The sequence below is a fragment of the Acinetobacter sp. WY4 genome (assembly GCF_018438165.1).
Lineage (GTDB): Bacteria > Pseudomonadota > Gammaproteobacteria > Pseudomonadales > Moraxellaceae > Acinetobacter.
In genome coordinates this window covers 2489346-2514709 of record NZ_CP053947.1, presented here as the reverse complement: position 1 = coordinate 2514709, position 25364 = coordinate 2489346, and the positions used below count along the sequence as shown (strand labels likewise).

Sequence of the window (25364 nt, the reverse complement as noted above, 5' to 3'; positions counted from 1 at the left end):
GAATATCGTCAGATCTTCTAGCTCAGTTGTTTTCATGTCCGCCCCAGCCGCTCCGCATTTGCTTAAAGCCATTCTGTTACTGACCTGCTCTGCTTTTCTCTTTTCAGTCATGGGCGTGTGTATCCGTTATGCCTCGGCAACAGTTGATAATGCCACCGTGGTCTTCTTTCGCAATTTTGTTGGGCTTTTTATTTTCCTGCCTTTCATTTTCAATAAAGGCATTGGTTTTTTCAAAACTGAAAAGCTGTGTATGCACACCTGGCGTGCAGTGGTCGGCCTGACTGCCATGTACGGCTTTTTCTATGCCATCGCACATTTAAAACTCTCCAATGCCATGGTCTTCACCTATTCTTCCCCGATTTTTATTCCACTAATTGCCTGGCTATTTCTCAAGGAAAAAATTACCTCAAGCATGTTAGCCGCAGCTCTGATTGGTTTCGTCGGGGTACTCTGTGTTGCCAAACCGGATTCGGGTCTAATTAACCTGATGTCGGTCATTGGTTTGAGTGCGAGTTTTCTGGCGGCGATGGCCTTTGTCACGGTTCGGGCACTGACTAAAACCGAGTCTCCGGAAAAAATCGTATTTTATTTCTGCTTTATTGGCACCCTGATTTCAGTGATTCCGATGTTCTGGCTATGGCGACCTTATACCCTGACAGAACTCAGCTATCTGATTACTGCCGGCATCCTGGCCAATTTCAGCCAACTATTTATGTCAAATGCCTACAAGCTGGCTCCGGCAGGACAGATTGGACCGGTCAACTATGTGGCGATTTTCTTTGCCGGCATGTGGGGCTTTCTGTTCTGGCAGGAAGTTCCAGACCTTTATAGCCTGATTGGGCTGGGGCTGATTTTCTGTGCGATTCTACTGTGTAGTCCGATCCTGCAAAAGCGCTTGAATTCATCGAAGATCTGATCAAAGAATTCAAATTAAATACAATAAAAAAGCACCCGTAGGTGCTTTTTTATTGCTTTTCTCTTATTGATACCAGCCGAACAGCTTAAAGATATAAGGCACATAGGCAATGATCAGCATCGCAGGCAGCAATACTATCACCGGCAAAATCCAGCGTTCATAACGGTAGTAGAAAGACAAGTGTCGTACTTCTGCATCCGCCTCGGCCACTTCGGCATCGCCAATCGACTGTCTGGCCAGCAGATGATTCAGCGCAACCGGTGGCGTCACATAACCCAGCTCAAAACCAATCAGGGTAATCATCCAGAAATGTACTGGATGAATGCCGTATTGATAGGCCACTGGAGCCACGGTCGCCGAGATCAGAATCACCGCGCCAAATGGATCCATGATCATCCCTACAAAAATCATCAAGCCGACAATCAGGGAAATCACCAGAATGGTACTGCTGATGTCGGTCGGGAAGGCTTCCATAATTTCCATACGTTCCAGCAAGCCACCCACACTCACCGAAAGTGCCATCAGGATGACCAAGGCACCAATATGCCCCACGGTCTCACTGGTCGAAATATGCATAGACTTCCAGAAACCGACTTGACGTAAAATTTCGGTCGCCTTTGAGCGCTGCACAGCATGATCAACCACCAGTTCTTTGCCTGATTGTTCGCTATGTTCAGCTTCACGATATTCTGCATTGGCCGCAGCACCGGCTGTTGCCAGTTCAGGTGTCGATCTTGAGTTTAAAGTTGCGGTCAAAGTTTCATCCCAATGCCCCACTGCCGGCAACGGCGCAGGTTCATGACGCAACTTGTCGAACAAGACAATCATCAGCAGAATGACTGGCATCATCACCGGTGCGGTAAATTCATTCAGGTCAGTCGACAAGGCATATTTATAGAATAACCAGATCAGAATGAAAATCACGATATATGGAATAATCGCAATGAAGGCGCGACCGGATTGAGGAGCAGCCACAATAGGTGCAGCAATCCGGAATTTGTTTTCTGCAAAGAACAGGGAAATTACCAGGAATAAAGTCGAACTGAGCAGGAAGACATAAATCCCGTAGTGATAGAGTAAGTCGGTGGTCACTTCTTTATTCAGTGATGCCACAACGACAATCAGCAAGCAAGGACGTAAAACCACGCCCAGTGAACCAGACATTGCAGTGGCGGCCAATGCAAACTGACGGCGTCCGCCCGCATTCCAGACTTCCTTGTAAATAATCGCACCTGCGGCAATTACGAAAATCCCTGATGCTCCGGTATAGGCGGTCGGTAATGCAGCTGCCAGCAAGATTAACCAGGTCAGGGTTTCAGGGGCCAGATTCCATGGACGCAGAATATTCAGGAACATGTCCACGACACGGGTCTGTTTAAGCAACATACCGGCCCAGATAAACAAGGCCAGATTTAGGAAAATACTGGAAAACTCTACCAATTGACCGAGGTAAATCCCCTGTCCCATTGGATAGTCCATAAAAAAGGTGAAATTTATTCCGGTAGTAATGGCCATATAGGCATACAGCGGCACACTCAAAAAGGCCAGACCAAAACTGCCACCTTCGCGCGTTGGTTTTGGCTGTTTGATCACCTGATACAGGCTGATCAAGGTGAGTGTGCTGAACAGAATCATCCACAACCAGTAGATGTACTTCATCTCCCCCATCGGCACGCCCGAGTTCAATACGGACTGATATTGGCTATAGGATGAAAATGCCAGGAAAGCATTAGCGACCAGCATGGCGACCGAATAAACTTTAAAGTCGATACGCGTGCTCGGGCTACGTAAGCCAATATGATGGGTTTTTAGAGTGGCACTGATCGCAGCAAAGACCACCATGATGACCAGAAGCAAAGCCCGGTTTTCCGTACCAAACTTGAAGATTCCAAAAAAAGAGGTTTCAAACGTCCGATAAGCCCGAATACTTGGATGAGCTTGCACATGTTGAATGGCTTTATCATAAAACAGGTAGGATTCTTCACAGACCTGCTGTGCCTGTAACACCGCAGCACGGACATCCGCTTCCGCACGCACCCCGAAGAAGTCGGCATATTCATCGGCTGCATCGGCTTTTATCTGCTGCTGAACGCGTTGATCAACATTAATATTGCGTTCACATTGTGGACGCGTCGGCTCAGCCCTTAAAAATGAATATTGCATTCCTGTTGCCGGATCGCCGTAAATACGCTCCCCCATACGCAGCAACTGACCGTGAATCATTTCCCCGGTGCCAATAATCAAAGTGAGCAAAAGTAAAACCAGCACGACGAAGGTCGAGATCCACTCTGTCCATATATAACGCAACAGACCTAATCCTGATCTGTTTTGATCATTATTTTGCATGTGTATTCCTATTTTTATTTTAGCGGCCTGATGCTTGGTCTAGGACGCTGATCTTCCCTTCTGCCTAGAAAATTCCTTTTCAAAGGTCAGGATCTTTATTCTATGTTTTGACTTTGCATGAAAATTGGCACAATAAAAATGACAATTTATATTTTCTTTTTGTATTTTCTGCCAAGTAAATTATTTATCTCTGCACTTTAATTATCCCGAAAATAATTGCTCACAATATAGATCAGCGCCAGAATCACGCCCCAAATCACCCCAAGTAAATGTGCCTCAACCAAAACCGGACTACCGATCAGCTGCGCCGTTCCGACATTGCCAATGGTGTTTTCCCAGACCAGTTTGGCAAAAATCAAAAATAATACCAGCGCCGCAAAGCCGCGTTCCCGCTTATACAGCAAATGTACACAGGCTACGGCGACATAGGCACCATGCAGCACGCCCGACAGGCCAGCATAGGCTTCAATATTGGGTAAGAAAAAATAAAAGCTTAAACTGATCAACGGTGGCAAGATCAGCAAAATGGCACAGAAATGCCAGACGGTAGCGCGTGGAAAAATGAAAGGTAAACAGATAAAGGCGAGAATGTTTAGAAAGTAATGAATCCAGCTCACATGTACCCAGTGTGCTGTCCAGAGTCGCCAGAATTCACCCAGCAGACTCTCTTGCCAGTAGATAAAATGATCCTGAAAAATTTGCAGACATGCAGAGAGAGAGACAAAAGCCGCTAGAAAAATAATTTTTCGTCGAAAATGTTGATCTAGCATCGGCCTGTTGTCCTCCCTGACCATCTAATTTGACTTCATCCCTGAAGCTTCATGCATAGTATCTGCATTACAGATCCGCACTGAACAGATCATCGAGCTCGGAAGAACTGTCGGATTCATCCCAGAAACGTTGCATGCCATCATCGCCACTACGTATACCAGTATTTTCTGTCCAGTAACGATCTGATATGCCACTGACCATAATCGCGGCCATGCTGTCAATCAGCTTGAATTGCGGATTTACCGGTTTTTCCTCCGTACGGGCCTGAGCAAAGGTTTTCAAGGCATCCCGAACTTTGGCATCATCGCCACTGGCCTGAGCCGCTACGGCATACAAGGCATGAGATAAACGTACACCTTTTTGCTCACCAATTTGTGTAGATTGTTTTAATGTTTGGTAAGGGTCAGGCTTGCCTTCCCCTGCGCCTGGCAACAAAGTCCAGATCACCGCACGGGTGGCATTCGGCGCACCCCAGAATTTCGCGTTATCCAGACACACCATGCCACGCTCGACCACGGCAGCAATATCTTTCGGTACATGCACTGCACCACCCGAGTTAATATCATTGGTCATGGCCTGCAAGCCACTGAGCATACCCAACAGATAAACCGTTTGCTCGATATCACTGTTCATGCGTGGGCATTCTTCACCCAGGGCTTTTTGGTATTTCTTTTCATAACGGCTCTGGAACAGTTGATAACCGGTATATTGACGCTGTGCTGCCAGTGCCGCCCAGCGCTTCTGCTCGATTCGGGCATCTTGAGCTTCTGCCACCTGATTGGTTTTTGAAGCACGTAAATAGCGTAACTCGGCTTCCAGCGCTTTTCGCTCGGCACAAATACCGGCAGCCGAATACATCAGCACGGCCACCCGTGTTGGATCCGCCCCCATTTCTTTGGTCGCCATAATGGCCGGCGTTAAAGAATTCCCTGAATTACACACCATTTCAGCATCATCCATCGCTAAAATCGGCGGTACAATATGGTTTTCGGTGAAACCCAGTGCAACATTGGCACCGGTTTTAATGACCTGAGAACACCCCGTCAAAACTGTTGTTGTTATTGCAATGGTCGCCATACCTTGGCATATTTTACGGACGTCTGACATTTTCCTGTCCTCTATAATTGTGATTATGTCCATCTTTCTGCTAAAGATATCAGAAGCATTTTGTGAATAAAAGAGTATTTACTCTAATTTAGACGAGACACTTTGCCATTAAATAGCCGCGCTGCAATTGACTGTATTTAGAAGAATACCAAATTTTGGGCAAAAAAAAGTAGCATTGCGACGGTTCAGCACATGCTACTTATTAACTGTACAAGCAGAAAAATAATAAACCCTGCTTGATTAAGATGAAAATTTATCCTTCAACACTGTCCCGAGTCGTCCGATCACCAGCGTTAAAACAATCGCTACGATCAGAAACATCCATACTGGAAATTCCATTAAGGTCTCCCGTAGTTGCTGTTGGTGAGTTAAATGTACAGGCTAAAAATAAAACATAGGGAATAAATTGTCAGACAATTTCTCTAAGTCATGGATTAACCTTGATTTCTGTCTGACAATAAAAATAGGAATTTGGTCTAAATATTTGTTTTATGAGCATTTTAATTAAATCATTAAAATGCGTTTGTTTTACAACTAAATTAATTTAGTCAATAATTTTAAGGATTTCCATTGTTTGAAGGGCAATTGATCACACCAGATCAATAAAGGTCGCGCCTTGGCATGCTGAAAATACACCACAATATACGCCTGATGATCAATTACGTGACTAATACATACCCGACGGGTCGGTCGTGCTTTGGTAGTCAATGACCATTCACGTCCATCCAGATATTCAAACTGCTCAATCTGTGGTGTCTTGCGGTAAAACAGCTGATAAATCACCAAGCCTATGACAGCGCACACTGCCCAAAGTGCAATCGGTAATAACTGATACAACAGATACATCAGCAGTGCAAAAATAAAAAGCTGAAACGCCAATGCACACAGACTGCGTTTCAGCTTGAAGCAACGATTATCCATGAACGTAGAATTTAAGCTTCTTGATAAAATCTTTCAGTTCAGGACGCGGTGGCTCAGACACTTCCATAAACCAGTCCAGTAAATCCGGGTCTTCCTGCTCAACCAGCTCTGCAAACATCTGTTTTTCGAAAGGCTCAGCACTCAGGTAATGGTTTTTTACGTAGGGATCAAAATATACATCCAGTTCTTTTAGACCACGACGCGCACGATAAATCACTTTGCGCTCTTCTAAGCTGATGTCATCAGTCATCGAATTTCCCCAACTCGTTATAAACCCAAATAGTTTACCTGAAGCGCTGGCTGAATTTCGAGGGATTTCATAGAAATGACCAAAAGCATCAGCAGATTTAAGTCATTTGAACATTCCGCTCATTGCTGCTGATCTTGGCATGACCTAAGTTAAACCAAACAAATCAAAATAAGGAATAACAAGATGCAATCTGCAGCCATTCGCCCACTTGCCCCGATGCTGCCGTGCCAACTCTTTAGTACCGAACATGATGCTTTTCGCGAGACGGTACGTAAATTTTATGAGAAAGAAGTCATTCCACATACCGAGCGTTATGAAAGTCAACAGCATGTAGATCGAGAGCTGTGGAATAAAGCCGGTGAGCTTGGATTGCTCTGCGCTACCATGCCCGAAGAATATGGCGGCTCTGGCGTAGACCGGCTGTATAGCATGATTTTGATTGAGGAACAGGCCTATGCCGGAGATTCAGCGACTGGATTTTCATTGCATTCAGATATTGTTGCCAATTATCTGCTGAATTTTGGTAATGAAGCTCAAAAACAACAATGGTTACCGAAAATGGCGTCTGGAGAGGTCGTCACCGCGATTGCCATGACCGAACCGGGAACTGGCTCTGACCTGCAAGCAGTGCGTACCTCGGCAGTACTCGATGGCGATGACTATGTGATTAATGGTTCCAAAATCTTTATTACCAATGGCTATCTCTGTGACATGGCGATTGTGGTCTGTAAAACCGGCAATAATGACAAAGGTTCAGCCAATCTTTCATTGATTATGGTCGAAGCAGAGCGTGCCGGATTTAGTAAAGGCAAGCCGCTGAATAAAATTGGCATGAAAGGTCAGGATACCTGCGAACTGTTCTTTGACAATGTTCGGGTACCCACAGAAAACCTGCTCGGTCTGGAAGGCATGGGCTTTATGATGCTGATGAAAGAACTGGCTTGGGAACGCCTGATTGTGGCGATTATCTGTCAGGCAGGCGCTGAAGCCGCTTTTGCCCATACAGTGAAATATACCAAGGAACGTCAGGCATTTGGCAAGAGCATCAGCCATTTTCAAAATACCCGTTTTAAACTGGCAGAACTACGTACCGAGATCGATGTGTGCCGCGCTTATCTGGATCGCTGTATGCAGCTGCAACTCAAGCACGAATTAGGCGTAGATGCCGCTGCTGCGGCCAAATACAAGATTTCAGAAATGTACAGCAAAGTCGTAGATGAATGTCTGCAACTGCATGGTGGTTATGGTTATATGCTGGAATATCCAATTGCCCGGGCTTATATCGACAACCGTGCCAACCGGATTTATGCGGGTACCAATGAAATTATGAAAGAACTCATCGCCCGTTCACTTTAAAATGGATGCATAAAAAAGGAGTCTCTCAGGACTCCTTTTTCTGTATGCAAAAATATAAATTTAAGAGACCAAACGCGGTTTATGCTTTAAAGCATTGCTGTTTTTTCTAAATTTCAGCACCCCATCTTCAAACGAAGCCTGCTTGAGTTCCTTGCGGTCTGCCAGATAATTATTGCTGACTTTCCATGGAGCATGTTTACCCTGCTTTGGCATCACGTCTGCAGCTCGGGCAATATAACCCGAACTAAGACTACCCATGACGGTATCCTGAAGCAATTCACTCTGATCTCCCTGAGCAATCACCTGCGCATAACCTTGCTGATCCATATAGTTCAGCAGACGGCAAACATACTCAGCTGCAATGTCGACTTTAAGCGTCCAGGAGGCATTGATATAGCCAATAATCAGCGCCATATTCGGTATATCACTGACCATGATGCCTCTATACAACATATGCTGTGAGGTATCGATAGGCTGACCATCCATCGTCGCCTGAATCCCGCCAAGAATTTGAATATTCAGACCGGTGGCAGAGACGATAATATCAGCATCCAGATGTTGACCTGATTTCAGCTGAATTCCCGTTTCGGTCAAGGTTTCTATCTGATCCGTTGCAACTGATGCCTGCCCTTCACGTAAAATTTTAAACAGATCCCCATCTGGCACCACACACAGACGCTGATCCCAAGGTTCATAATTCGGGGTAAAGTGCTTCATGTCCACTTTACCTTTTAGCTGAAGTTGCACCGATTTAAGCAAAAGCGATTTTAATAATTTTGGCTGTTTCTGTGCCAAAGCATAAATCCCGCGCTGCATGCCGATATTACGCGCACGTGTCAGCTTGTAAGCGACCTCCTCGGGCAGATATTTACGCATTTTTGAATAAATAAAATCGACCGAGGGTACAGAGGCAATATAAGTTGGGGAACGTTGCAACATGGTGACATGCCCTGCTCCACCTTTGACCATCGCAGGAACCAAGGTAATCGCGGTCGCACCACTGCCAATGATGACCACTTTTTTGCCTTTATAGTTTAAATTTTCCGGCCAATGTTGCGGATGAATAAATTCACCTTTGAATGCATCTTGATTTGGAAACTCCGGCTGAAAACCCTGATCATAATTATAATAACCGGTACAACCCAGTACAAAGTTGGCGATCCAGATCTGCTTCTTACCGTGTGCATCCTCGATCTCTACTGACCATTTGCAGGTTGTAGAATCATAATTGGCACTTAAGACCCGATGCTGAAAATGGATTTTCGGCTGTAGCTTAAACTCATCCACCACTTCAGCCAGATAATTTTTGATAGATGCGCCATCGGCAAGCACGCTTTCTTTCTTCCAGGGTTTAAAATTAAAACCAAAAGTCGACATATCCGAATCAGAACGAATCCCCGGATATTTAAACAGGTCCCACGTTCCGCCAATACTTTCGCGGCGTTCAATAATCTCAAAAGAGCGTTTTGGACAATGTTTAGAAAGATGCGCTGCCAGACCAATCCCCGAGATCCCCGCACCCACAATTAAAATATCTACCTGCTTTTCCATGTTGTTCTTTTACCTAAGCGATGCTATCTGTTTTTATTAAATCACAAAACTGACAATACACAATGTCAAGTTAATTAAAAAGCCACTATTTTTTTATCTTTTGAGGCCAGATCAGTTATCTGAAACTGAATCACTCTAAATTAAAATATACAGACAATAAAAAAGGCCGGTTTATTCAACCGACCTTTTCGAACAACTTGCGTTATTCTTCACGAAATTAGTTAACTTCGCGATCTACTAGCTCAACGTAAGCCATCGGTGCAGCATCACCTGCACGGAAGCCCGCTTTAAGAACACGTAGATAACCGCCGTTACGCTCTTTGTAACGAGGGCCAAGAACGGTAAATAATTTACCAACAGTTGCTGCTGAACGAGTACGAGCAAACGCCAAACGACGGTTTGCTACTGTATCGTTTTTAGCTAAAGTGATTAAAGGCTCAGCTACACGACGTAACTCTTTTGCTTTAGGCACAGTTGTTTTGATCAACTCGTGCTCGAACAAAGAGTTAGCCATGTTTTGGAACATCGCTTTACGATGACTGCTTGTACGGCCTAATTTCACACCACTATTACGATGACGCATGGTGATAGTCCTACTTAATTAACGGCTACGATAGGCGAAACGATCGTCCATACGGAGACTAGCCGGTGGCCAGTTCTCTAAACGCATGCCGAGTTGTAAGCCTTTAGAAGCCAGAACATCTTTGATCTCAGTAAGCGATTTTTTACCCAAGTTAGGAGTTTTAAGCAACTCAACTTCGGTACGCTGTACAAGATCACCAATGTAGTAAATGTTTTCTGCTTTCAAACAGTTAGCAGAACGAACAGTTAGCTCTAGATCATCTACTGGGCGAAGCAAGATTGGGTCAACTTCTTCACGAGGCTCTTGAGCAACAGGTGCTTGATCTTTCTGAAGGTCAACGAAGATCGCAATTTGTTGCTGCAAAATAGTTGCAGCTTTGCGGATCGCTTCTTCAGGATCTACAGTACCGTTGGTTTCAAGATCAATGATTAGTTTATCAAGGTCAGTACGTTGTTCTACACGCGCGTTTTCCACGGTGTATGAAACACGTTTAATTGGGCTGTAAGACGCATCTAACTGCAAGCGACCCACTGGGCGAGTTTCGCCTTCTGGGAAGCGTGAATCAGAAGTCTCGTAGCCACGACCTTGAGCCACTTTCAGACGCATTTTCAATGAGCCTGAGGCACTTAAAGTACCGATCAAATGTTCAGGGTTAACCACTTCAACATTATGAGGTAAACGAAGGTCAGCCGCAGTTACGTCGCCTGCACCTTGTTTCTCTAATGTTAAATAAGCTTCATTTTGATCGAACAGCTTAATCGACAATCCTTTTAGGTTCAGCAAGAGCTCGACGATGTCCTGCTGCAAGCCTTCCAAAGTACTGTACTCGTGCTCGACCCCTTCAATCTCAACTTCTACCACAGCTGCGCCAGGTAGAGAAGAAAGAAGGATGCGACGTAAAGCATTACCAAGAGTATGACCAAAGCCACGCTCTAATGGTTCTAGAATAACTTTTGCCGAGGTCCCGCTTGCCGCTTCGACCTTGATCGCTTGCGGAGTTAGAAACTCATTTGCAGTACGCGTCATATTGCTTCCTCAAGGATTATTTAGAATACAATTCTACAATCAAGCTTTCGTTGATTTCAGCAGGTAAATCAGAACGATCCGGTGCAGCTTTGAACGTACCTTCTAATTTAGAATGGTCAATTTCCATCCAAGAAGGCATGCCACGTTGAGTAGCTAATTCAATTGCGTTTTTGATACGTAATTGTTGCTTAGCGCCTTCGTGAACTGCGATCACATCACCCGCTTTAACTTGGATAGACGCAATGTTAACACGACGGCCATTCAAAGTGATGCTACGGTGAGATACTAACTGACGAGCTTCTGCACGAGTAGAACCGAAACCCATACGATAAACAACGTTATCAAGACGGCTTTCAAGTAGCTTCAACAGGTTTTCACCAGTTGCGCCTTTAACACGAGCAGCTTCTTTATAGTAGTTACTAAATTGACGCTCTAAAACACCGTACATGCGACGTACTTTTTGTTTTTCACGTAATTGTAGTGAGTACTCAGATTGTTTACCACCACGAGCCCCGCCGTGTTGGCCAGGAACTTTCGCATGTTTTTTTGTCTTAACATCAAACGGTTTAACGCCTGATTTAAGTTGCAGGTCTGTCCCTTCGCGACGAGAGAGTTTGCATTTTGGACCAATATAACGAGCCATGAATGTTTCTCCTTACACGCGACGTTTTTTAGGTGGACGGCAACCGTTGTGCGGGATTGGCGTCACATCGGTAATGCTGTTAATTTTATAACCCACTGCACCTAAAGCACGAACCGCAGATTCACGACCAGGACCAGGACCTTTTACAAGGACGTCCAAGTTTTTCAAACCGTAGTCTAAAGCAGCTTTACCAGCAACTTCAGCAGCTACCTGAGCAGCGAACGGAGTTGATTTACGTGATCCACGGAAGCCTTGTCCACCTGAAGTGGCCCAAGCCAGTGCATTACCTTGACGATCGGTAATAGTCACAATGGTGTTATTAAAAGAAGCGTGAATGTGTGCGACACCTTCAGAGACGGTACGAGTGACCTTCTTGCGTGCGCGAGTATCTTTAGCCATCTTTTAGCTTCCAGAAATCTTATTTCTTAATAGGTTTGCGCGGACCTTTACGGGTACGAGCGTTAGTTTTGGTGCGTTGACCGCGGACAGGCAAGCTGCGACGATGACGAAGACCGCGGTAGCAGCCTAAATCCATTAAACGTTTAATGTTCATGGAAATTTCGCGACGTAAATCACCTTCGGTCGGAACCTTAGCAACTTCTGCACGAATCGCATCAAGCTGAGCGTCATCTAATTCACGGATCTTAGTAGTTGGAGCAATACCAGCAGCAGCTAAGATAGCTTTTGAAGTATGGCGACCAATACCAAAGATATACGTTAGAGAGATAACAGCGTGCTTGTTATCCGGAATGTTTACACCGGCAATACGAGCCATTCAATTTTCTCCAAAAAGGCAGTAGATAATCAACCGCCCCACAAAAATCTTGAGGGGCGGATAATAACCTAATTCGCCTACAGAAATCAACAGGTCTTAATCAGATTAACCTTGACGCTGCTTATGACGAGGTTCTGCGCTACAAATTACGCGGATAACCCCATTACGACGGATAACTTTACAGCTACCACAAATTTTCTTAACAGAAGCTTGTACTTTCATGATGAAACCTCAAGTGCGCTTATCCCTTAGGATGAGCAGTCGTTTTTCTCATTAACGTTTGATTATCGTATTGGTGCGAAGTAAGGTGTGATTGCAGCTGAGCCATAAAGTCCATCACCACTACCACAACAATCAGCAAAGAGGTACCACCCAAATAGAATGGAATACCAAATGAACTTTGCAATACCATCGGCATCAAACAAATGACGGTGATGTAAATCGCGCCAATAAACGTCAAACGATTGAGAATATGATCTAAGTAACGAGCAGTTTGCTCACCTGGACGTATACCAGGCACGTAAGCTCCGCTGCGTTTCAAGTTCTCTGACACTTCTTTAGGACTAAATACCAGTGCTGTATAGAAGTAACAGAAAAAGATAATTAACGCACCAAAGAGCACCAAATACAACGGCTGACCAGGCGACAATACCAATGCTACATCTTGCAGGCTACGCTTAATAAATCCAGCATTTGGATCTGCACTACCCACCCACTGACCTAAGCTCGCAGGGAACAAAAGCAATGAGCTGGCAAAAATTGCCGGAATCACACCCGCCATATTAATTTTTAATGGCAAATGTGTCTGCTGTGCAGTAAATACACGACGACCTTGTTGTTTTTGAGCATAGTTTACCGGAATACGACGCTGCGCTTTCTCGATAAATACGATCGCTGCCAAAACACCCAGAGACAACAAACCAAAAATTACCAAGCCAATCAGGCTGGTCTGGCCATTATCTACAGATGAGAAAGATTGCATAATCAGATTAGGCAATCCGGCAACAATACCCGCGAAGATGATCATGGAAATACCATTCCCCACCCCACGCTCGGTAATCTGTTCACCCAACCACATCAAGAACATGGTCCCCGCAACCAGTGAGGTTACTGCAGGAACATAAAAAGCCAAACCAGTATTCAGGGTAATCCCCTGACTGATCAGGCCTGCACACATACCTACCGCCTGTACCAGCGCCAAGAATAATGTACCTTGTCGTGTGTATTGATTAATTTTACGTTTGCCTTGCTCGCCTTCTTTCTTTAAAGCTTCCAGCGAAGGAACCACAGTTGACATCAACTGCACGATAATCGATGCAGAGATATATGGCATGATCCCGAGGGCAAGAATAGACATTCGTTCTAATGCCCCACCAGAGAACATGTTAAACAAACCAAGGATGGTACCTTGGTTTGCATTAAACAAGTTTTCTAACGCAGCATTATTGATGCCTGGTACTGGAATATGCGCTCCTAGTCGAAACACCAACAACGCACCAATGAGAAACATCATTCGACGAATAATTTCACGGTATTTCACATGAAATGGTTGGCCTTTCATCATGTTGACATGACCTGAAGAACTAGGAGTCATAGACACTGGGGATTACTCCTCGACTTTGCCGCCAGCAGCTTCAACAGCAGCTTTAGCGCCTTTAGTCAATGCAACACCTTTAACAGTGAATGCACGAGTAATTTCACCAGAAAGTACGATACGAGCACGGATCATGTCTTTACGTACAACGTTCGCAGCTTTTAAAGTTTCAAGAGACACGATGTCGCCTTCAACTTTAGCAAGCTCAGATAAACGTACTTCAGCAGTTTTCAAAGCCAATTGGCTAGTGAAGCCGAATTTAGGCAAACGACGATAAAGTGCTGTTTGACCGCCTTCGAAACCTGGACGAGTACCACCGCTCTTACGTGAGTTTTGACCTTTGACACCACGGCCACCGGTCTTACCAACGCCAGAACCGATACCACGGCCTAAACGAAGGTTGTCACGTTTAGCACCTTCTGCAGGTGCAATTGTATTTAAACGCAGAGTCATGGCTTATTCCTCTACACTAACCATATAGTAGACTTGGTTGATCATACCACGGTTAGAAGGTGTGTCTAACACTTCTACAGTATGACCAATACGACGCAGACCTAAACCTTGCAGGCTAAGCTTGTGATTTTTCAAGCGGTGCGATGCAGATTTAGTCTGGGTAACTTTAATCGTTTTCATGATTGATTACCCTTGAATTTGTTCTACTGAAAGACCACGTTTCGCAGCAACCTTTTCAGGAGTAGTCATATCACGCAAACCATTGAAAGTTGCGTTTACTACGTTAGCAGCGTTAGTAGAACCACGGCATTTAGTCAACACGTTACGTACGCCTACAGCTTCTAGAACTGCACGCATAGCGCCACCAGCAATTACACCTGTACCTTCAGAGGCAGGCTGCATGAATACGCGGCTAGCGCCGTGACGTGCATGAATTGGGTGCTGTAACGTACCATCAACAAGGTCAACAGTAATCATATTGCGACGAGCAGCTTCAAGTGCTTTAGAGATAGCAGCTGGAACTTCACGTGCTTTACCACGACCAAAACCTACGCGACCATTACCATCACCCACAACAGTTAATGCTGTAAAAGAGAAGATACGACCACCCTTAACAACTTTGGCTACACGATCAACGGCAACCAGCTTTTCAACAAGACCTTCGTTTTGTTCAACTTTAGCCATGATTAGAACTCCAAGCCGTTTTCACGAGCAGCATCAGCCAAGGCTTTGATACGACCATGATATTTAAAACCAGAACGGTCAAATGCAACTTTAGTAACACCAGCTGCTTTAGCGCGTTCTGCGATTAAAGCACCTACTTTTTGAGCTGCTTCAACGTTACCAGTTGTACCCGCACGTAGAGTAGCGTCTAAAGTAGAAGCTTGCGCTAATACTTTGCCACCATCTGCAGAGATAACTTGAGCATAGATGTGACGCGGAGTGCGGTTTACACACAAACGAGTCGCACCCAATGCACGAATGTGCAAGCGTGTGCTTTTCGCACGACGCAAACGGGATTGTTTCTTTTCGTTCATAAGAACCTCGCGCCTTATTTCTTCTTAGCTTCTTTACGAAGTACAACTTCGTCAGAATAACGAACACCTTTGCCTTTATATGGCTCTGGTGGACGGTAACCACGGATATCTGCAGCAACCTGTCCTAAAGCTGCTTTATCAGCAGATTTAAGAATGATTTCAGTTGCAGTTGGAGTTTCAGCAGTTACACCTGCAGGAAGTGCATAATCGATCGGGTGAGAGAAACCAAGGTTAAGATGAACAACGTCACCTTTAACCGCAGCTTTATAACCAACACCGATAAGCTGTAACTTACGTTCGAAACCTTCGCTAACACCTTTTACAAGGTTGTTAAGCACAGCGCGAGCAGTACCAGCTTGCATCCAAGCGTCTTTCGACTCTTGTACTGGAGCAATAGCTAGAATACCGTCTTCCTGTTTAAGCTCGACCAGCGCATGCAGGTTGAAAGACAATGTACCTTTAGTGCCTTTCACTTCGACCTGCCGGCCGTTCTGAGTAACTGTTACACCGTTAGGTACAGTTACTGGGGCTTTAGCCACACGAGACATGAGGAATCACCTATTAAGAAACAAAAGCAATAACTTCACCACCAACGCCTGCAGCACGTGCAGCGCGATCAGTCATGATGCCTTTGCTTGTAGAAACAATTGCAATACCTAAACCTTGCTTAACGCTAGGAAGTGCATCTTTACCGCGATACTGACGTAGACCTGGACGGCTTACGCGCTTCACAGTTTCGATAACTGGTTTGCCTTCGAAATACTTTAAAGTCAAAGTAAGAGTTGGTTTGCCTTCAGCATCCGCAACTTCTACGTTTGAAATATAACCTTCTTGTTGAAGTAAGTTAGCAATTGCTACTTTCAACTTAGAATTAGGCATAGAAACAGTTTGTTTCTTTGCCATTTGTGCGTTACGAACACGTGTTAGCATGTCGGCAACGGTATCTTGCATACTCATCTATAGTGCTCCTTACCAGCTTGCCTTAACAACGCCAGGTACATCACCTTGCATTACTGTTTCACGTAATTTGTTACGGCTTAAACCGAACTTACGGAAGTAACCATGAGGACGACCAGTTAAACCACAACGGTTACGTAGACGTACTGGAGATGCATTACGTGGTAATGCTTGTAATTTCATCATCGCTTCGAAACGTTCTTCGTCTGATGCATTTACGTTTGCAATAACAGCTTTTAATTCAGCACGTTTTGCAGCGTATTTAGCAACAGTAGCTTCGCGTTTCAATTCGCGATTAATCATACCTTTCTTAGCCATATCGACCTCTTATTTGAACGGGAAGCCGAATGCACGCATAAGCGCACGGCCTTCGTCATCGGTGCGAGCAGTCGTAGTAATGGTAATATCCATACCACGAATACGATCAATCTTGTCAAAATCGATTTCAGGGAACATGATTTGTTCCTTAAGACCCATTGAGTAGTTACCACGACCGTCGAATGATTTCGCAGAGAAACCACGGAAGTCACGGATACGAGGGATCGCAATCGAGATCAAACGGTCCAAGAATTCGTACATACGTTCGCCGCGTAAAGTAACTTTACAACCGATCGGCCAACCATCACGGATTTTAAAACCAGCGATTGATTTACGAGCTAACGTAAGTACTGGTTTTTGACCAGCGATAGCTTGCATATCTGAAAGAGCACCATCAAGGAGTTTTTTGTCAGCAGCAGCTGCGCCAACACCCATGTTGATCGTGATTTTAGTGATGCGAGGAATCTCCATCACATTCTTAACGCCCAATACTTCTTGTAATTGAGCTTTAAGTTCGTCGTTGTAACGTGTTTTAAGTCTGGCCATGGCCTATATCAACCTATTACTTCGCTACCGCCACTGATTCACCATTTGATTTGAATACGCGAGTTTTCACGCCATCAATCACTTGGTAACCAACACGGTCAGCCTTTTGGGTTGTAGCATTAAAAACTGCCACGTTTGAAATATGAAGCGAAGCTTCCTGAGTTACAACGCTACCTTCAGCGCCTGTAGCACGGTTTGGCTTCTGATGCTTCTTCACCAAGTTAAGGCCTTCAACCTTAACACGGTCATTAGAAACAGACAGAACAGTACCCTGTTTGCCTTTTTCTTTACCTGCGATCACAATTACTTGATCGCCTTTTTTAATCTTAGCCATGATCGCCTCTTATAGAACTTCAGGAGCCAATGAAATAATTTTCATGAACTGTTCAGTACGAAGTTCACGAGTCACTGGTCCGAAAATACGAGTTGCAATCGGCGCTTTGTTGTTGTTCAAAATAACAGCAGCGTTATCGTCGAAACGAATCACTGAACCGTCTGCACGACGGATACCGAATTTTGTACGAACCACAACCGCATTCATCACGTCACCTTTTTTAACACGTGCGCGTGGAATTGCTTCTTTTACAGTAACTTTAATAATGTCGCCAACAGAAGCATAACGACGATGCGAGCCACCAAGTACTTTAATACATTGTACGCGGCGTGCACCACTGTTGTCTGCTACGTCGAGCATAGTTTCGGTCTGAATCATTGCCCTACTCCAAAACCGAGCAACACCGGTCGAAATTTCGAAAGGCTCAAAGAGTACTCGAAATTGACCGATGATGCAACAAGAACGTTAATTACTCAGCAGCTGCTTCAACAACTTCAACTAGAGTCCAAGACTTAGTTTTAGAAATTGGGCGGCTTTCTTTAATGGTTACAACATCACCAGCTTTCGCTGTGTTGTTCTCATCATGAGCATGTAATTTTGTTGAACGGCGGATTAATTTGCCATACAACGGGTGTTGAACTTGGCGTTCAATAAGAACAACGATAGATTTATCCATCTTGTCGCTTACAACTTTGCCAGTTAACGTGCGGACTGTTTTATCACTCATTGTCCGTTCCCCTGTTTTTCGGTAAGGAGGGTCTTAATACGAGCAATAGTCTGACGAGTAAGTGCAACTTCATGCGATTTACCCAATTGACCAGTTGCTTTCGCCATACGAAGACGGAATTGGTTAAGCTGTTGCTCATCAAGCAAAGCTGTCAACTCTTCTACCGACTTTTCACGTAGATCTTTAGTTTTCATTACATTACCGTCCGAGTCACGATAGCGGTTTTAAACGGAAGCTTAGCTGCTGCAAGCGTAAACGCTTCGCGAGCCAATTCTTCGTTAACACCATCAATTTCGTACAAGACTTTACCTGGTTTGATTTGGCAAACCCAATATTCCACAGAACCTTTACCTTTACCCATACGCACTTCAAGAGGCTTAGAAGTAATCGGCTTGTCCGGGAATACACGGATAAAGATCTTACCACCACGCTTAATACGACGGCTAATTGTACGACGCGCTGCTTCAATTTGACGCGCAGTCATTTGACCACGTTCAACTGATTTAAGTGCAATAGTACCGAAAGATACTGTGCTACCGCGGTGTGCTAGACCAGTGTTACGGCCTTTCTGCACTTTACGGAATTTAGTACGCTTAGGTTGCAACATGGATTATTCTCCTTTTTCAGCAGAACGATCATTGCGACGACCACGACGCTCTTGACCTTCACCACGACCACGACCGCGTTTAGCTGGACGCTCTTCTGCTGGAGCTGGGTTCATGACTTGTTTCATGCCGCCCAAGATCTCACCACGGAAGATCCAAACTTTAACACCGATCGTACCGTAAGTAGTCTCAGCACGCATAGTCGCATAGTCGATATCTGCACGAAGCGTATGTAGAGGTACACGACCTTCACGATACCACTCAGTACGAGCAATCTCAGCACCACCTAAACGGCCTGAAACTTCTACTTTGATACCTTTAGCACCAGCACGCATTGTGTTTTGTACCGCACGCTTCATAGCACGACGGAACATTACACGTTTTTCTAATTGAGAAGCGATAGCTTCAGCAACTAGACGCGCGTCTAAGTCTGGACGATCAATTTCATTGATACTTACTTGCGCAGGAACACCCATGATAGATGTCAATTCGCGTTGTAGTTTCTCAATATCTTCGCCTTTTTTACCGATTACGATACCTGGACGAGCAGTGCTAATAGTTACTTTAGCAGCGCCTGTAGGGCGTTCGATAAGAATGTTGCTGATCATCGCGTTTTTAAGTTTTTTGATCAAAAACTCACGAACTTGAAGATCTTTAAGCAAGTATTCAGCGTATTGTTTCGGATTCGCATACCAGTTAGCGTTATGACGTTTCACAACACCTAGGCGGATACCGATTGGATGAACCTTCTGACCCATATCAAACCCCTACCTTAACGGTAATGTGACAAGTACGCTTAGTAATACGATCTGCACGGCCTTTAGCACGTGGCATAATACGTTTCAGGCTCATGCCTTCATCAACGTAGATCGTAGAAACTTTAAGGTCGTCTACATCTAAACTGTTATTGTGTTCAGCGTTTGCAATCGCAGATTCCAACGCTTTCTTAACTAGAACTGCAGCTTTTTTGTTGCTGAAGTTAAGGATGTTAAGAGCGTGCGCAACAGATTTGCCGCGGATAAGATCTGCAACCAAACGAGCTTTTTGTGCCGAGATAGCGGCACCGCGTAATTTAGCAGTTACTTCCATCATAGCACCCATTAACGTTTAGATTTCTTGTCAACACCGTGACCGCGATAGGTACGAGTTGGTGCAAATTCACCAAGCTTGTGACCAACCATGTGCTCAGAAACGATCACAGGAACGTGGTTACGGCCATTGTGTACAGAAATTGTTAAACCAACAAAATCCGGGAGGATCATCGAACGACGCGACCAAGTTTTGATCGGCTTACGGTTATTAGCCGCGATAGCCGCTTCAACCTTAGCGAACAAGTGCGCATCGACGAATGGGCCTTTTTTCAGAGAACGAGGCATTGTCAGATTCCTTTACTTGTTACTTAACGCGACGGTCGCGAATAATCATCTTAGTCGTACGCTTATTGGTACGTGTCTTGTACCCTTTAGCTTTTTGACCCCATGGGCTTACAGGTTGAATACCTTTGTTACGCCCTTCACCACCACCATGTGGATGGTCAACTGGGTTCATCGCCATACCACGAACGGTAGGACGAACACCACGCCAGCGTGATGCACCAGCTTTACCTAGTGAACGAAGGTTGCTTTCTGAGTTAGATACTTCACCTAACACAGCACGGCATTCAACGTGAATTTTACGCATCTCGCCTGAACGCAGACGAACGATAGCGTAAGAACCGTCACGACCCAACAGCTGAACTGAAGTACCAGCTGAACGAGCTAACTGCGCGCCTTTACCGATTTTAAGTTCGATGTTGTGAAGAGTAGAACCGATAGGCATGTTGCGAAGCGGCAAGCAGTTACCTGGACGAATTGGAGCATCGTTACCAGACTGTACTTTATCGCCAGCGCGAAGGCCTTTAGGAGCGATGATATAACGACGCTCACCGTCAGCATACAATACAAGTGCAATGTGTGCAGTACGGTTAGGATCGTATTCGATACGCTCTACAGTTGCAGGAATACCATCTTTGTTACGTTTAAAGTCAACTAGACGGTAGTGCTGCTTGTGACCGCCACCAACGTGACGAGTCGTGATGTGACCGTTGTTATTACGGCCGCCAGTACGTTTTTTAGCTTCAACCAACGGAGAGTATGGTGCGCCTTTGTGAAGGTGATCGTGAACCACTTTCTCTACAAAGCGACGTCCTGGAGACGTTGGCTTACATTTTTGAATAGGCATAATTCTCGTCCTTATTCCGCTGTGCTTTCAGCGGTATCGCCCAAGTCAGCCATTTCAACATCTTGGCCAGCTTTCAGGGTGACGTATGCTTTTTTAACATCAGAACGACGTCCTAATGTTTTACCAAAGCGTTTAGACTTACCTTTAGTGATAGTCGTGTTAACTTTAACAACTTCCACACCAAAGAGTTGTTCCACTGCTTTTTTGATTTCAAGCTTGTTTGCATTTAATGCAACTTTAAACACTTGAACACCAGCAGTTTCACCTAAAACTTGTGCTTTTTCTGAGAATACAGGTCCTTGCAGGACTTGATAGATACGTTCGTTGTTCATCCGAGTTCTACCTCAATTTTCTTAGCAGCAGCTACAGACATAACAACTTTGTCGAACGCAATCAAGCTAACCGGATCGATTGCAGCAGCATCAACCACATCAACGTGTGGAATGTTACGCGCAGCAAGATACAGGTTCTCATCAACAGCATCAGTAACGATCAATGCGCGAGTCGCATTCAAGTCGTTAAGTTTTGCAAGCAATTCTTTAGTTTTTGGAGCTGCAACAGCAAACTCTTCAACTAAAACTAGGCGATCTTGACGAACAAGTTCAGCTAGGATGCATTGCATAGCACCGCGGTACATTTTACGGTTTACTTTTTGAGACCAGTCTTGTGGACGAGCAGCAAAAGTTTTACCACCGCCAACCCAGATTGGGCTACGAATAGAACCAGCACGAGCGCGGCCAGTACCTTTTTGACGGAATGGCTTGCGACCACCACCAGAAACGTCTGCACGTGATTTCTGAGCTTTTGAACCTTGACGGCCACCAGCTAAATAAGCTGTAACCACTTGGTGAACAAGAGCTTCATTAAATTCACGACCGAACGCAACTTCTGATAATTCAACAGCAGAGCCGGAAACAGTATTTAAATTCACGTTATTTCCCCTCAGGCCTTGATCGTAGGACGAACGATTACGTCGCCACCAGTAGCACCAGGAACCGCGCCTTTAACAACTAGAACTGAACGTTCTGTGTCGATAGCAACGATCTCAAGACCCTGTGTAGTTACGCGTTCAGCACCTAAATGGCCAGCCATTTTTTTGCCTTTGAATACGCGACCAGGAGTCTGGTTTTGACCAGTAGAACCTAAAACACGGTGAGAAACTGAGTTACCGTGAGTTGCATCTTGCGTACGGAAGTTCCAACGCTTAACACCACCTTGGAAACCTTTACCTTTAGATTGACCAGTTACGTCAACAACTTGACCAACTTGGAACAATTCAACGGTAAGCGTACCACCAACTTCACGACCTTCAAGATCAGCTTCTGTAGCACGGAATTCTTGAACTAGACGACCAGCTGCAACACCCGCTTTCGCGAAGTGGCCTTTCTGAGCGTTAGTTACGCGAGATTCGCGACGTTCACCAGTAGTGATTTGAATCGCTTGATAACCATCAGTTTCAAGCGTTTTGATTTGAGTGATGCGGTTAGGATCAACCTCAATCACTGTAACAGGCACAGAAACACCAGCATCTGTAAAGATACGTGTCATACCGCACTTGCGACCGACTAAACCAATAGCCATGTGCATAAACCTCTAAAAAAGCGGCCTAATTAACTTAGAGTGTTAATTAACCCGAAAGCCTTAACCCAATGCGATCTGAACATCAACACCAGCTGCAAGATCTAACTTCATCAATGCATCTACAGTTTTGTCTGTAGGTTGAACGATGTCGATCAAACGCTTGTAAGTACGGATTTCGTACTGGTCACGCGCGTCTTTGTTTACGTGTGGTGATGTTAAAACGTTAAAACGTTCAATGCGTGTTGGCATTGGAATTGGACCACACACTTGTGCGCCAGTACGTTTTGCGGTTTCTACGATTTCTTGAGCTGATTGATCAATCAGGCGATGATCAAAAGACTTAAGACGGATACGAATTCTCTGGTTAGACATACCAGTAAACTCCAAGCCAAATATATAAAGAATCACTCTTGACGCATCTCACCCCACTTTATGTGGGCAAGTGTCAAGAGCAGTGAAATATCACTAAGGTCATGATCGATGCCACGACTGTAACGATAGTTAACTACTTTATTCGCAGTTAACCCCCTTCCTATTGAAGGGTCGCTTATTATAGCCATTGTTTAATGCATAAGCAAATCTCTTTTATGGTTTTATCCAAGTTTTCAATTTATGACTTAAAACAATAGTTTATTGTGTAAATATTAGGCAGTTTTTGCCAAAACATATTCTATAGCACGATTTAACATCTGATTTCCTTCAATAAATTTTTGCTTCGTGGTTTTTTTTAATTCAAATAAATTTTGCACATATTTTCCTGAAAATTGTGCAAGCTCTCCTTCATTTTCTAAAAACAATTCGAGTGTTTCTGGGGTAATTTCCGGATGAAACTGGAAGCCCAATACATTTCTACCCAACTGGTACATCTGATTACGACAGGCTTCATTTTCTGCCAGATGGACTGCCCCTTTAGGCAATTCAAATGTTTCATTGTGCCATTGCAGAATATTAAACTGCTCCGGCAGGCTAAAACACGTCTCTGGTAGATTCGCCACTCTGTGCACCGTGGTCCACCCCAATTCCTGTTCTGGATTGCGACTAACACCTGCACCCAAAGCATTTGCAATCAACTGCCCACCCAGACACAGGCCAATTGCCGGTTTGCCATGCGAAAGATAGCGACGCAACCAGCGTTTTTCTATTTTTAACCAAGGGAAATTTGCTTCATCATTCACACTCATGGTTCCCCCCATAATGATCAGCAAATCCACCTCTTCCACTGCAGGCAGCGCCTCGATCTCCAGCGGTCGATCCACGGGTAAAGCAAAAAATTCAGTCGCTGTAATGTGCGCCTGATGCTGCTTTAAAAATTCATAACAACTACCAAAACCTTCACCAGCAATATGCTGAAAATAATGCACTTTTAAATACGACTTCATGCTCCTCAACCTATTTTTTTAGCTATATAGATTTAGGTTTTGCAAAAATGAAGCCAACTTTTTATAAGACTTGTTGTTTTTAAACAATTCACAACGTAACTGGCAGTGAGTCACAGATTCTCTTAAGCTAGAGTAATATTTGATTACATTTGAGAGCATTCACGTGAAAAAAAATCCTCAAACAGCGCTCATTCATGCACCACGAAAGGCTCCTCAAGCGATTTCTACCATTCAGCCTCCCCTCTATCGTGCATCGACGATTATCTTTAACAATACCGATGCCCTGTTTAATCGCCATTGGACCGATGACTATGACTATAGTTATGGCACGCATGGCACGCCTACGACCTTTACGCTGGGCGATAACATCGCACAGCTCGAAGGTGGTTTATATCACCTGCTCGCACCGAGTGGTTTATCCGCGATTAATCTCGTGAATTCTTGCTTTTTAAGCCAAGGAGATGAGGTTTGGGTGGCTGACAATATCTATGGTCCAAACATGGAACATTTACGCAATCTGGAAAAGCGTTATGGAATTACGGTTAAGGTCTACAATCCCATAGAGCTTGATACATTTCAGCCTACAGATAAAGCCAAACTGATCTGGCTCGAGGCTGCTGGCTCAGTCACCTTGGAATTTCCGGATCTGGCTGGTTTAGTGAAAAAAGCTCAGGCACACAATATTCTTACTGCGCTGGATAATACCTGGGGCGCAGGTCTGGCTTTTGATGCCTTTGATTTTAGTGAAGAGCATTTAAGTGTAGATATGACGGTACATGCACTGACCAAATATCCAAGCGGCGGGGGTGATATTCTGATGGGCTCGGTGGTTACGCGAGATAAGGCCCTGCATCACAAACTGTTCCGCGCACATGCCATTCAGGGCATTAGTGTTTCTGGTGATGATGTGGCACAGATACAACGCAGTCTGGCTTCGATGCAACTTCGCTATGAACATCAGTCGAAAAGTGCACTGGCATTAATGACATGGCTTCAACAGCAAGCCGAGTTTGTACAGGTGCTGCATCCTGCTGACCCGGACAGCGCAGGCCATCAGTACTGGAAAGAAATTTGCAAGCAAGGTGATAGTGCCGGCCTGGTCAGCGTGATCTTTGACAGCACATACGTAATGCAGGATATCCGGAATTTCTGTGATAGCTTAAAACTGTTTAAGCTTGGCTTTAGTTGGGGTGGCCCTGTCAGTCTGGTCATGCTATATAACTTAAAAGACATGCGTGTGCTGGAACATTCACACTTAAAAGACGGCTTGCTGGTTCGTTTCTGTATTGGACTGGAATATCCGGAAGATTTGATTCAAGATATTCAGCATGCACTAGAACAAATGAAAAAACTTAAAAACGAATAATA

The 25364-nt window shown here is 44.7% G+C and carries 37 protein-coding genes and 1 pseudogene; 3 read left to right on the top strand and 35 right to left on the bottom strand.

The genetic code is table 11. From position 1 onward, the window contains the following. Positions 1–34: 34 nt before the first annotated feature. The gene (locus G4D73_RS11775; RefSeq protein WP_213686829.1) at positions 35–916 is read left to right on the top strand and encodes a DMT family transporter; all 882 of its coding nucleotides are present in this window, start codon (positions 35–37) and stop codon (positions 914–916) included. Positions 917–979: 63 nt separating this feature from the next. Here G4D73_RS11775 and G4D73_RS11770 read toward each other — a convergent pair whose 3' ends face one another. The 5 genes from G4D73_RS11770 to G4D73_RS11750 all read right to left on the bottom strand — a co-directional run bounded on the left by G4D73_RS11770 (position 980) and on the right by G4D73_RS11750 (position 6311). Beyond that, positions 980–3262, bottom strand: a complete 2283-nt coding sequence (locus G4D73_RS11770; protein WP_213686828.1) for a TRAP transporter large permease subunit — start codon at positions 3260–3262, stop codon at positions 980–982. Positions 3263–3459: 197 nt separating this feature from the next. Then, positions 3460–4032: a rhombosortase gene (rrtA, locus tag G4D73_RS11765; RefSeq protein ID WP_004281478.1), complete on the bottom strand. Its 573-nt coding sequence runs from the start codon at positions 4030–4032 to the stop codon at positions 3460–3462. Between the two features lie 67 nt (positions 4033–4099). Beyond that, positions 4100–5140, bottom strand: coding sequence for a hypothetical protein (locus G4D73_RS11760; RefSeq protein WP_213686827.1), 1041 nt, complete (start codon positions 5138–5140; stop codon positions 4100–4102). Positions 5141–5674: 534 nt separating this feature from the next. Next, a complete protein-coding gene (locus G4D73_RS11755) occupies positions 5675–6061 on the bottom strand; it encodes a hypothetical protein (protein ID WP_004281482.1) in 387 nt (128 codons plus the stop codon). Then, entirely contained in the window at positions 6054–6311 is a 258-nt protein-coding gene (locus G4D73_RS11750) for a succinate dehydrogenase assembly factor 2 (protein WP_005263749.1), read from the bottom strand. Before G4D73_RS11750 ends, G4D73_RS11755 begins: the two co-directional genes overlap by 8 nt. Positions 6312–6494: 183 nt before the next feature. On the opposite strand from G4D73_RS11750, the gene G4D73_RS11745 reads away from it, so the two are divergent. Continuing rightward, complete coding sequence (locus G4D73_RS11745; RefSeq protein ID WP_191111866.1) at positions 6495–7667, top strand: acyl-CoA dehydrogenase family protein; 1173 nt, start codon at positions 6495–6497, stop codon at positions 7665–7667. Between the two features lie 60 nt (positions 7668–7727). Here G4D73_RS11745 and G4D73_RS11740 read toward each other — a convergent pair whose 3' ends face one another. The 30 genes and pseudogenes from G4D73_RS11740 to G4D73_RS11595 all read right to left on the bottom strand — a co-directional run bounded on the left by G4D73_RS11740 (position 7728) and on the right by G4D73_RS11595 (position 23996). After that, complete coding sequence (locus G4D73_RS11740; RefSeq protein ID WP_213686826.1) at positions 7728–9218, bottom strand: flavin-containing monooxygenase; 1491 nt, start codon at positions 9216–9218, stop codon at positions 7728–7730. 217 nt (positions 9219–9435) lie between these two features. Beyond that, positions 9436–9801 carry a 50S ribosomal protein L17 gene (gene rplQ / locus G4D73_RS11735; protein ID WP_004281488.1) on the bottom strand — a complete coding sequence of 122 codons (366 nt, stop codon included), beginning with the start codon at positions 9799–9801 and terminating at the stop codon, positions 9436–9438. 18 nt (positions 9802–9819) lie between these two features. Then, positions 9820–10827: a DNA-directed RNA polymerase subunit alpha gene (locus G4D73_RS11730; protein ID WP_004281489.1), complete on the bottom strand. Its 1008-nt coding sequence runs from the start codon at positions 10825–10827 to the stop codon at positions 9820–9822. Between the two features lie 16 nt (positions 10828–10843). Then, positions 10844–11470, bottom strand: coding sequence for a 30S ribosomal protein S4 (gene rpsD / locus G4D73_RS11725; protein ID WP_004281490.1), 627 nt, complete (start codon positions 11468–11470; stop codon positions 10844–10846). 12 nt (positions 11471–11482) lie between these two features. Beyond that, on the bottom strand, positions 11483–11869 hold the full coding sequence (gene rpsK / locus G4D73_RS11720; RefSeq protein WP_004281491.1) for a 30S ribosomal protein S11: 387 nt from the start codon (positions 11867–11869) through the stop codon (positions 11483–11485). 19 nt (positions 11870–11888) lie between these two features. Beyond that, entirely contained in the window at positions 11889–12245 is a 357-nt protein-coding gene (gene rpsM / locus G4D73_RS11715; RefSeq protein ID WP_004281492.1) for a 30S ribosomal protein S13, read from the bottom strand. Positions 12246–12350: 105 nt separating this feature from the next. Then, positions 12351–12467, bottom strand: coding sequence for a 50S ribosomal protein L36 (rpmJ, locus tag G4D73_RS11710; RefSeq protein WP_000867907.1), 117 nt, complete (start codon positions 12465–12467; stop codon positions 12351–12353). 19 nt (positions 12468–12486) lie between these two features. After that, positions 12487–13806: a preprotein translocase subunit SecY gene (secY, locus tag G4D73_RS11705; RefSeq protein ID WP_171066361.1), complete on the bottom strand. Its 1320-nt coding sequence runs from the start codon at positions 13804–13806 to the stop codon at positions 12487–12489. Positions 13807–13851: 45 nt separating this feature from the next. Next, positions 13852–14292, bottom strand: a complete 441-nt coding sequence (gene rplO / locus G4D73_RS11700; RefSeq protein WP_005248206.1) for a 50S ribosomal protein L15 — start codon at positions 14290–14292, stop codon at positions 13852–13854. 3 nt (positions 14293–14295) lie between these two features. After that, entirely contained in the window at positions 14296–14472 is a 177-nt protein-coding gene (gene rpmD, locus G4D73_RS11695; RefSeq protein WP_004281495.1) for a 50S ribosomal protein L30, read from the bottom strand. Between the two features lie 6 nt (positions 14473–14478). Continuing rightward, complete coding sequence (rpsE, locus tag G4D73_RS11690; RefSeq protein WP_004281496.1) at positions 14479–14976, bottom strand: 30S ribosomal protein S5; 498 nt, start codon at positions 14974–14976, stop codon at positions 14479–14481. A gap of 2 nt (positions 14977–14978) precedes the next feature. After that, on the bottom strand, positions 14979–15329 hold the full coding sequence (gene rplR, locus G4D73_RS11685) for a 50S ribosomal protein L18 (protein ID WP_004281497.1): 351 nt from the start codon (positions 15327–15329) through the stop codon (positions 14979–14981). 14 nt (positions 15330–15343) lie between these two features. Beyond that, positions 15344–15877, bottom strand: coding sequence for a 50S ribosomal protein L6 (rplF, locus tag G4D73_RS11680; protein WP_004645059.1), 534 nt, complete (start codon positions 15875–15877; stop codon positions 15344–15346). Positions 15878–15890: 13 nt separating this feature from the next. Then, positions 15891–16286: a 30S ribosomal protein S8 gene (gene rpsH / locus G4D73_RS11675; RefSeq protein ID WP_004281499.1), complete on the bottom strand. Its 396-nt coding sequence runs from the start codon at positions 16284–16286 to the stop codon at positions 15891–15893. Positions 16287–16298: 12 nt separating this feature from the next. After that, positions 16299–16604 carry a 30S ribosomal protein S14 gene (gene rpsN, locus G4D73_RS11670; protein ID WP_004732275.1) on the bottom strand — a complete coding sequence of 102 codons (306 nt, stop codon included), beginning with the start codon at positions 16602–16604 and terminating at the stop codon, positions 16299–16301. A gap of 9 nt (positions 16605–16613) precedes the next feature. Next, positions 16614–17150: a 50S ribosomal protein L5 gene (rplE, locus tag G4D73_RS11665; RefSeq protein WP_004645057.1), complete on the bottom strand. Its 537-nt coding sequence runs from the start codon at positions 17148–17150 to the stop codon at positions 16614–16616. 16 nt (positions 17151–17166) lie between these two features. Beyond that, positions 17167–17484, bottom strand: coding sequence for a 50S ribosomal protein L24 (rplX, locus tag G4D73_RS11660; protein WP_004281502.1), 318 nt, complete (start codon positions 17482–17484; stop codon positions 17167–17169). A gap of 9 nt (positions 17485–17493) precedes the next feature. Further along, positions 17494–17862 carry a 50S ribosomal protein L14 gene (gene rplN, locus G4D73_RS11655; RefSeq protein ID WP_004281503.1) on the bottom strand — a complete coding sequence of 123 codons (369 nt, stop codon included), beginning with the start codon at positions 17860–17862 and terminating at the stop codon, positions 17494–17496. 91 nt (positions 17863–17953) lie between these two features. Beyond that, entirely contained in the window at positions 17954–18211 is a 258-nt protein-coding gene (gene rpsQ, locus G4D73_RS11650) for a 30S ribosomal protein S17 (protein ID WP_004281504.1), read from the bottom strand. Next, complete coding sequence (rpmC, locus tag G4D73_RS11645) at positions 18208–18405, bottom strand: 50S ribosomal protein L29 (protein ID WP_004281505.1); 198 nt, start codon at positions 18403–18405, stop codon at positions 18208–18210. The genes rpsQ and rpmC overlap by 4 nt, the downstream gene beginning before the upstream one ends. Continuing rightward, a complete protein-coding gene (gene rplP, locus G4D73_RS11640) occupies positions 18405–18818 on the bottom strand; it encodes a 50S ribosomal protein L16 (RefSeq protein WP_004281506.1) in 414 nt (137 codons plus the stop codon). Before rplP ends, rpmC begins: the two co-directional genes overlap by 1 nt. Next, positions 18758–19574 (bottom strand): annotated as a pseudogene (gene rpsC / locus G4D73_RS11635) (30S ribosomal protein S3). The gene rplP and the pseudogene rpsC overlap by 61 nt, the downstream one beginning before the upstream one ends. Position 19575: 1 nt before the next feature. Next, positions 19576–19905, bottom strand: coding sequence for a 50S ribosomal protein L22 (gene rplV / locus G4D73_RS11630; protein ID WP_001982638.1), 330 nt, complete (start codon positions 19903–19905; stop codon positions 19576–19578). Between the two features lie 11 nt (positions 19906–19916). After that, the gene (gene rpsS, locus G4D73_RS11625) at positions 19917–20192 is read right to left on the bottom strand and encodes a 30S ribosomal protein S19 (RefSeq protein WP_004281508.1); all 276 of its coding nucleotides are present in this window, start codon (positions 20190–20192) and stop codon (positions 19917–19919) included. Between the two features lie 19 nt (positions 20193–20211). Then, positions 20212–21036, bottom strand: a complete 825-nt coding sequence (gene rplB / locus G4D73_RS11620) for a 50S ribosomal protein L2 (protein ID WP_004281509.1) — start codon at positions 21034–21036, stop codon at positions 20212–20214. An 11-nt stretch (positions 21037–21047) separates the two neighbouring features. Next, a complete protein-coding gene (gene rplW / locus G4D73_RS11615; RefSeq protein WP_004281510.1) occupies positions 21048–21368 on the bottom strand; it encodes a 50S ribosomal protein L23 in 321 nt (106 codons plus the stop codon). Continuing rightward, complete coding sequence (gene rplD / locus G4D73_RS11610) at positions 21365–21967, bottom strand: 50S ribosomal protein L4 (protein ID WP_004281511.1); 603 nt, start codon at positions 21965–21967, stop codon at positions 21365–21367. Before rplD ends, rplW begins: the two co-directional genes overlap by 4 nt. A gap of 11 nt (positions 21968–21978) precedes the next feature. Beyond that, a complete protein-coding gene (rplC, locus tag G4D73_RS11605) occupies positions 21979–22617 on the bottom strand; it encodes a 50S ribosomal protein L3 (RefSeq protein ID WP_004645054.1) in 639 nt (212 codons plus the stop codon). A 60-nt stretch (positions 22618–22677) separates the two neighbouring features. After that, positions 22678–22989 carry a 30S ribosomal protein S10 gene (gene rpsJ / locus G4D73_RS11600; protein WP_000070912.1) on the bottom strand — a complete coding sequence of 104 codons (312 nt, stop codon included), beginning with the start codon at positions 22987–22989 and terminating at the stop codon, positions 22678–22680. A gap of 272 nt (positions 22990–23261) precedes the next feature. Beyond that, positions 23262–23996 (bottom strand): type 1 glutamine amidotransferase, encoded by a 735-nt coding sequence (locus tag G4D73_RS11595; protein ID WP_213686825.1) that lies wholly within the window; start codon positions 23994–23996, stop codon positions 23262–23264. Positions 23997–24159: 163 nt separating this feature from the next. Between G4D73_RS11595 and G4D73_RS11590 the strand changes: the two genes are divergently transcribed. Beyond that, the gene (locus G4D73_RS11590) at positions 24160–25362 is read left to right on the top strand and encodes a PLP-dependent transferase (protein ID WP_005249895.1); all 1203 of its coding nucleotides are present in this window, start codon (positions 24160–24162) and stop codon (positions 25360–25362) included. Positions 25363–25364: the final 2 nt, after the last annotated feature.